5 protein-coding genes are annotated in these 8,105 nt (G+C 66.0%); 4 read left to right on the top strand and 1 reads right to left on the bottom strand.

What is annotated here, in order from left to right; all coding sequences use genetic code 11:
- Window positions 1-4: 4 nt before the first annotated feature.
- Entirely contained in the window at window positions 5-1,378 is a 1,374-nt protein-coding gene (gene hslU, locus N7367_RS18915) for an ATP-dependent protease ATPase subunit HslU (RefSeq protein WP_053520175.1), read from the top strand.
- A gap of 56 nt (window positions 1,379-1,434) precedes the next feature.
- Here the strand turns inward: hslU and N7367_RS18920 are convergent, their stop codons facing one another.
- Window positions 1,435-2,094 (bottom strand): TetR family transcriptional regulator, encoded by a 660-nt coding sequence (locus N7367_RS18920; protein ID WP_279943002.1) that lies wholly within the window; start codon window positions 2,092-2,094, stop codon window positions 1,435-1,437.
- Between the two features lie 221 nt (window positions 2,095-2,315).
- Here N7367_RS18920 and smeD point away from each other — a divergent pair, with 221 nt between their 5' ends.
- The 3 genes from smeD to smeF form a co-directional block, all read left to right on the top strand.
- On the top strand, window positions 2,316-3,497 hold the full coding sequence (gene smeD, locus N7367_RS18925; protein WP_279943003.1) for a multidrug efflux RND transporter periplasmic adaptor subunit SmeD: 1,182 nt from the start codon (window positions 2,316-2,318) through the stop codon (window positions 3,495-3,497).
- A gap of 12 nt (window positions 3,498-3,509) precedes the next feature.
- Window positions 3,510-6,632: a multidrug efflux RND transporter permease subunit SmeE gene (gene smeE / locus N7367_RS18930; RefSeq protein WP_279943004.1), complete on the top strand. Its 3,123-nt coding sequence runs from the start codon at window positions 3,510-3,512 to the stop codon at window positions 6,630-6,632.
- Window positions 6,633-6,729: 97 nt separating this feature from the next.
- Window positions 6,730-8,105 (top strand): multidrug efflux RND transporter outer membrane subunit SmeF (gene smeF, locus N7367_RS18935; RefSeq protein WP_279943005.1); only part of this gene is annotated, 1,376 nt, incomplete at its 3' end.

Consider the following 8,105-nt stretch of genomic DNA (forward strand, 5'->3'; position numbering starts at 1 on the left):
ATCCATGTCGAAGATCGAAGTTTCCTCCGCCACCATGACGCCGCGCGAGATCGTGCAGGAGCTGGACCGGCACATCGTTGGCCAGCATGACGCCAAGCGCGCCGTGGCCATCGCCCTGCGCAACCGCTGGCGCCGCATGCAGCTGCCGGCCGAGCTGCGCAACGAGGTCATGCCGAAGAACATCCTGATGATCGGCCCGACCGGCGTCGGCAAGACCGAGATCGCGCGTCGCCTGGCCACGCTGGCCAATGCGCCGTTCGTGAAGGTCGAAGCGACCCGTTTCACCGAGGTCGGCTACGTCGGCAAGGACGTCGAACAGATCATCCGCGATCTGGCCGATACCGCGGTCAAGCTGTACCGCGAGCAGGCCAAGGTGCGCGTGCGCACCCAGGCCGAAGAACGTGCCGAAGACCGCATTCTCGATGCGCTGCTGCCACGCCGCAGCGGCGGCATCGGTTTCGACCCGGAAGTGGCGCGCAACGAGCCGTCGGCACAGGACAACGAAACCCGCATCAAGTTCCGCAAGATGCTGCGCAATGGTGAGCTGGACGAGCGCGAGATTGAACTGGATCTGGCCGCCAACGTCAGCATGGACATCATGACGCCGCCGGGCATGGAGGAGATGGGCCAGCAGCTGAAGTCCATGTTCGCCAATCTCGGCGGTGGTGCCAAGGCGCACAAGCGCACCTTGACCATCAAGGCGGCACGCCCGCTGCTGCTGGAGGAAGAAGCCGGCAAGCTGGTCAACGAGGACGATATCCGCACTGCGGCGATCGAAGCCTGCGAGCAGCATGGCATCGTCTTCATCGACGAGATCGACAAGGTTGCCAAGCGCGGTGACAACGTGGGTGGTGGCGACGTCTCGCGTGAAGGCGTGCAGCGCGATCTGCTGCCGCTGGTGGAAGGCTCGAACGTGTCGACCAAGTACGGCACGATCAAGACCGACCATATCCTGTTCATCGCTTCCGGTGCCTTCCATCTGGCCAAGCCGAGCGATCTGATTCCGGAGCTGCAGGGTCGTTTCCCGATCCGCGTGGAACTGGGCGCGCTGAGCAAGGGTGATTTCGTGCGCATCCTGACCGAGCCGAAGGCGGCGCTGACCAAGCAGTACGAAGCGCTGCTGGCCACCGAAGGCGTCAAGGTCAGCTTCACTGCCGACGCCATCGACCGCCTGGCCGAGATCGCCTTCCAGGTGAACGAGCGCCAGGAGAACATCGGTGCCCGCCGCCTGCATACGGTACTGGAGCGCCTGCTGGATTCGCTCAGCTACGAAGCGCCTGACCGTGATGGCGAGACCCTGGCCATCGACAGCGCCTACGTCGATGCGCATCTGGGTGAACTGGTGCAGGATCCGGACCTGAGCCGCTACATCCTGTAACGCAGAAGGCCGCCGAAAGGCGGCCTTCTTGTTTGAGGGATCCGACCCCTGTGCGCTCAGGCCTCCGGCAACGGCGCAGGTACGGTGCCCGGCTCGAACACGCCTTCCCTCACGTAGGCGGCCAGGGTCATGTCCAGCGCGAGCATGCCGTCGCGCTTGAGATCCATCAGATCCGGCTCGACCATCGCGCCATGCAGCACCCCCAGCACGGTCGCGTGCAGCATGCGCGCGGCGATCTTCGGGTCGGCGCCTTCGCGCAGCTGGCCCAGCGCCTGCGCGCGTCGCAGCGCACGCTCCATCCGGTCCAGCGCATCGCGGAAACCGGCCTGCTGGAGTTCGGTCAGCACCTTGGTATCGGCCGAAGCATCGCTGCGCAGCATGATCTCCATGGTCTTGCGCAGGCGCTCGTCTTCGGACAGCTCGATGAAGGAATGGATCATCACCGCGCGCAGATCATGCACCGGCGTATCGCGCTGCTCGGTGGAGGTGCGCTCCAGTTCCTGCATGAAAGGCAGGTGCACCCGTTCGATGATCGCGGTCAGCACCTCGCCCTTGTTCTTGAAGTGCCAGTACACGGCGCCGCGGGTATAGCCGGCGCGGGCACCGATCATCTCCAGCGTGGTACGGGCCACGCCATGTTCATGGAAGCAGGCTTCGGCGGCGTCAAGGATGCCTTCCCGGGTTGCCTGGGTGTCCTCTTTGGTCTTGCGGGCCATGGGTACGAGTACGGGTGAAACGTGGCTGAATTGTACCTGTTTACAAACAAACACGCATGTATGTATATTTCCCCTCCATCGTTCCCGTCGTGTGCGTGGCTGTCCGGTTCCGGTACCCATGCCTGCCCGGGTGGGCGTTGTTCGACAGGCCTCAACCCGTTCCCGGGAAGCGTCCGCCGTATCAGCGCCTGCTGAGATTCTTCCCTCCAAGAGCCTTCCCCATGTTGCTGAGCCGAATCCGACCCTTTGCGCTGTCGCTGGCCATCGCCACGACCGTGGCCGCCTGTGGCGGCGAACCCCAGGCCCCCGAACAGGGGCCCGGCCAGGTCAGCGTGGTCACGCTGAAGTCCGAGACCGTGGGCCTGACCCGCGAGTTGCCGGGCCGGACCAATGCCTTCCTGGTGGCCGAAGTCCGTCCGCAGGTCAGCGGCATCGTGGCCAAGCGCCTGTTTACCGAGGGCGGCATGGTCAAGGCCGGCGAGCCGTTGTACCAGCTGGATGACGCCAGCTACCGCGCCCAGGCCAACAGTGCCCGCGCACAGCTGGCCCGCGCCGAAGCCACGGCCAACGCCGCGCGCCTGAGTGCCAAGCGCATCACCGAGCTGGCCAAGGTCGATGCGGTCAGCCAGCAGGATCTGGAAAACGCCGTAGCCGCGCAGAAGCAGGCCGAGGCCGATGTCGGCGCCGCCCGGGCTTCGCTGGATTCGGCCAACGTCACGCTGGGCTACGCCCGCATCACCGCGCCCATCAGCGGCCGCATCGGCAAGTCCAGCGTCACCCAGGGGGCGCTGGTGAACGCCGGCCAGTCCGACGCCCTGGCCACAGTGCAGCAGCTGGATCCGATCTATGTCGACCTCACCCAGTCCTCGGCCGAGCTGCTGCAGCTGCGCCGCGAGCTGGCCGCCGGTCGCCTGCAGGACAACCAGCAGACGCCGGTCAGCATCCTGCTGGAAGACGGCAGCGCTTTCGAGCACAAGGGCACGCTGGAGTTCTCCGAAGTCAGCGTCGATCCAGCCACCGGCAGCTTCGGCCTGCGGGTCAAGGTGGAAAACCCCGATGGCCTGCTGATGCCGGGCATGTACGTGCGCGCAGTGATCGGTGGCGGCGTGCGCAGCGACGCGGTGCTGGTGCCGATGCAGGGCATCGCCCGCGATGCCAAGGGTGACACCACGGCGATGGTGGTCGGCAAGGACAGCAAGGTCGAAGTCCGCCCGGTCAAGGTCAGCCGCACCATCGGCGACAAGTGGCTGGTCGAGGACGGGTTGAAGCCCGGCGACAAGGTCATCGTCGAAGGCCTGCAGAAGATCGGCCCCGGCATGCCGGTCAACGCCACCGAAAAGGGCGCCGCACCGGCCAAGCCGGCCGCTGCCCCGCCTGCGGCTCCGGCCGGCGACGCGAAGTAAGCGGAGAATTCCATGGCACGCTTTTTCATCGATCGACCCATCTTCGCGTGGGTCATCGCCATCATCATCATGCTCGCCGGCGGCCTGGCCCTGTTCAAGCTGCCGGTCTCGATGTATCCCAACGTCGCTCCGCCGGCGGTGGAAATCAGCGCCACCTACCCGGGTGCCTCGGCCAAAGTGGTCGAAGACTCGGTGACGCAGATCATCGAGCAGAACATGAAGGGGCTTGATGGCCTGATCTACTTCTCCTCCAACAGCTCGGCCAACGGCCAGGCGACCATCACCCTGACCTTCGAGAGCGGTACCAATCCGGACATCGCGCAGGTGCAGGTGCAGAACAAGCTGCAGCTGGCCATGCCGCTGCTGCCGCAGGAAGTGCAGCGGCAGGGCATCAACGTGGCCAAGTCCAGCTCGGGCTTCCTGAACGTGATCGCCTTCGTCTCCGAAGACGGCAGCATGGATGCCAACGACATCGCCGATTACGTCGGCTCCAATGTCGTCGATCGCCTGAGCCGAGTCCCGGGCGTGGGCAACATCCAGGTCTTCGGCGGCAAGTACGCCATGCGCATCTGGCTGGACCCGAACAAGCTGCATACCTACGGCCTGTCGGTGCCGGAAGTGACCGCAGCGATCCAGGCACAGAACGCACAGGTGGCGATCGGCCAGCTGGGCGGCGCGCCCTCGGTCAAGGGCCAGCAGCTCAACGCCACGATCAATGCGCAGTCGCGCCTGCAGACGCCGGAGCAGTTCCGCAACATCGTCGTGCGCGGCGCGCAGGACGGTGCCGAACTGCGCCTGGGTGATGTCGCCCGCGTCGAGCTGGGCGCGGAGTCCTACGACTTCGTCACCCGCTACAACGGCCAGCCGGCCAGCGGCCTGGCCGTCACCCTGGCCACCGGCGCCAATGCGCTCGACACCGCCGCCGGCGTGGATGCTGCGCTGGACGACCTGAAGAACTTCTTCCCGGCCGGCCTGAAGGCCGAGATTCCGTACGACACCACGCCGTTCGTACGCGTGTCGATCAAGGGCGTCGTGCAGACCCTGATCGAAGCGATCGTGCTGGTGTTCGTGGTGATGTACCTGTTCCTGCAGAATTTCCGTGCCACCCTGATCCCGACCATCGCCGTTCCGGTGGTGCTGCTGGGCACGTTCGGCGTACTGGCGATGCTGGGCTTCTCGGTGAACATGCTGACCATGTTCGCGATGGTGCTGGCGATCGGCCTGCTGGTGGACGACGCCATCGTGGTGGTGGAGAACGTCGAGCGCATCATGTCCGAGGAGGGCCTGTCGCCGCTGGAGGCCACCCGCAAGTCGATGGGACAGATCACCGGTGCACTGGTCGGCATCGGCCTGGTGCTGTCGGCGGTCTTCGTGCCGATGGCCTTCATGAGTGGCTCCACCGGCGTGATCTACCGGCAGTTCTCGGCCACGATCGTTTCGGCGATGGCCCTGTCGGTGCTGGTCGCGATCGTACTGACCCCGGCGCTGTGCGCCACCCTGCTCAAGCCGCTGAAGAAGGGCGAGCATCATGTCGCCCACCGCGGCCTGGCCGGTCGCTTCTTCAACGGCTTCAACCGGGGGTTCGACCGCACCAGCGAAAGCTACCAGCGTGGTGTACGCGGCATCCTGAACCGTCCGTGGCGCTTCATGGGCATCGTCGCCGCGCTGTTCGTGCTGATGGCGGTTCTGTTCATGCGCCTGCCCAGCTCGTTCCTGCCCAATGAAGACCAGGGCGTGCTGATGGCGCTGGTGCAGGCCCCGGTCGGCGCCACCCAGGAACGTACCCTGGAATCGATCGCGGCACTGGAGAATCACTTCCTGGAGAACGAGAAGGCGGCGGTCGAGTCGGTGTTCTCGGTGCAGGGCTTCAGCTTCGCCGGCATGGGCCAGAACGCGGGCATGGCCTTCGTCAAGCTGAAGGACTGGAGCGAGCGTGACGCCGACAACGGCGTGATGCCGATCACCGGCCGCGCCATGGCTGCGCTGGGTGGGATCAAGGACGCCTTCATCTTCGCCTTCCCGCCGCCGGCGATCCCGGAGCTGGGTACCGCTTCGGGCTACACCTTCTTCCTGAAGGACAACAGCGGCCAGGGCCACGATGCGCTGGTGGCCGCGCGTGACCAGCTGCTCGGCCTGGCGGCCGGCAACAAGAAGCTGGCCAACGTCCGCCCGAACGGCCAGGAAGACACGCCGCAGTTCCGCATCGACATCGACGTGGCCAAGGCAACGTCGCTGGGGCTGTCGATCGCCCAGGTCAATACCACCCTGGCGACCGCGTGGGGCAGCGCGTACATCGATGATTTCGTCGATCGTGGCCGCGTCAAGCGCGTGTTCGTGCAGGCCGACCAGCCGTTCCGCATGGTACCGGAGGACTTCGATCTCTGGTCGGTGAAGAACGACAAGGGCGAGATGGTTCCGTTCAGCGCCTTCGCCAGCAAGCACTGGGACTACGGCTCGCCGCGCCTGGAGCGCTACAACGGCGTGTCGGCAATGGAAATCCAGGGCGAACCGGCCCCGGGAGTCGCCTCCGGTGACGCCATGGCCGAGATCGAGCAGCTGGCCAAGCAGCTGCCGGCGGGCTTCGGCATCGAGTGGACCGCGATGTCCTACCAGGAACGCCAGGCCGGCTCGCAGACCCCGCTGCTGTACACGCTGTCGCTGATGATCGTGTTCCTGTGCCTGGCCGCGATGTACGAAAGCTGGAGTGTTCCGACCGCCGTGCTGCTGGCCGCCCCGCTGGGTATCCTCGGCGCGGTGCTGGCCAACACCTTCAAGGGCCTGGAGCGCGACATCTACTTCCAGGTGGCGATGCTGACCACGGTGGGCCTGACCAGCAAGAACGCGATCCTGATCGTCGAGTTCGCCAAGGAAAACCTGGAGAAGGGGGCCGGCCTGATCGAATCGATCATGCATGCCGTGCGCGATCGCCTGCGTCCCATCGTGATGACCTCGCTTGCATTCGGCATGGGCGTGGTGCCGCTGGCGATCTCCACCGGTGCCGGTTCCGGCGCCAAGCAGGCCATCGGCATCGGCGTGCTGGGCGGCATGATCGTCGGCACCGCGCTGGGCGTGTTCTTCGTGCCGCTGTTCTTCGTGGTGGTGCAGCGCGTGTTCAAACGCAGGACCGCCGAGTGATGGAATCCGGCAGCGCCGGGCCATGCCCGGCGGATGCCTTACCACGTAGCTGCCGGGAACGGCCCGGCGCTACCACCGTGACCCCCAAGGTGTCGCCATGAAATTCTCTTCTCTTGCTGTATCCCTGGCCGCCGTGCTCCTGGTCGCCGGCTGCTCCACCCTCACGCCGAAGGACACGGCCGTTGCCCCGGCGATTCCTGCGCAATGGCCGGCAGAGGCCACGCAGGGCCAGGCTGCCGATGTGGCCACGCTGGGCTGGCGTGACTTCTTCAGCGATCCACGCCTGCAGCAGGTGATCGGCCAGGCGCTGGACAACAACCGCGACCTGCGCGTGGCCGTGCTCAATGTCGAGCGCGCACGCGGCCAGTACCGGGTGCAGCGCGCCGACCGCGTGCCGGGTGTGGCCATCACCGGGCAGATGGAGCGCACGGGTACGGATGCGGGAGTCACCGAGCAGTTCACTGCCGGCGTCGGCGTGGCCGAATTCGAGCTGGACCTGTTCGGTCGCGTACGCAACCTCAGCGAAGCAGCACTGCAGCAGTACTTCGCCATCGCTGCCAACCGCCGTAATGCACAGCTGAGCCTGGTGGCCGAGACGGCAACGGCGTGGCTGACCTACGGCGCCGACAGCCAGCAGCTGAAGATCGCCGAAGCGACGCTGAAGACCTATGAGGATTCACTGCGCCTGGCAGAAGCACGCCATGAACGTGGCGGCAGTTCAGCACTGGAACTGACCCAGACCCGCACCCTGGTCGAAACCGCGCGCACCGACGCCGCACGCCTGCGCGGCCAGCTCGCGCAGGACCGCAATGCCCTGGCGCTGCTGGCCGGTGGCCAGGTCGACCCGGCTCTGCTGCCGGATGGCATCGAGCCGCAATTGCTGGCACTGGCCCCACCGCCGGCCGGCCTGCCCAGCGACGTGCTGTTGCTGCGCCCGGACATCATGGCGGCCGAACACCAGTTGCTGGCCGCCAACGCCAACATCGGCGCTGCCCGCGCAGCGTTCTTCCCGAGCATTTCGCTGACAGGCAGCATCGGCAGCGGATCGAATGAACTGTCGAACCTCTTCGACAGCGGCACGCGCGTGTGGAGCTTCCTGCCGAAGATCACCCTGCCGATCTTCCAGGGCGGCCGTTTGCGTGCCAATCTCGATATCGCCAATGCAGATCGTGACATTGCACTGGCGCAGTACGAGAAGGCGATCCAGAACGGCTTCCGCGAAGCGGCGGATGCACTGGCGATGAACGTCAGCCTGGATGAGCAGGTCAGCGCGCAGCAGCGTCTGGTCGACGCGGCCGAGCAGGCCAACCGGCTGTCGCAGGCGCGCTATGACGCCGGCCTGGACAGCTTCGTCAGTCTGCTCGACGCGCGTCGTACGGCCTACAGCGCGCAGCAGACGCGGCTGCAGGCGCAGCTGGCCCAGCAGGCCAACCGCATCACCCTGTACAAGGTGCTGGGCGGCGGCTGGCACGA

Origin of the sequence: Stenotrophomonas sp. GD04145, assembly GCF_029835135.1 — a bacterium.
Lineage (GTDB): Bacteria > Pseudomonadota > Gammaproteobacteria > Xanthomonadales > Xanthomonadaceae > Stenotrophomonas > Stenotrophomonas maltophilia_P.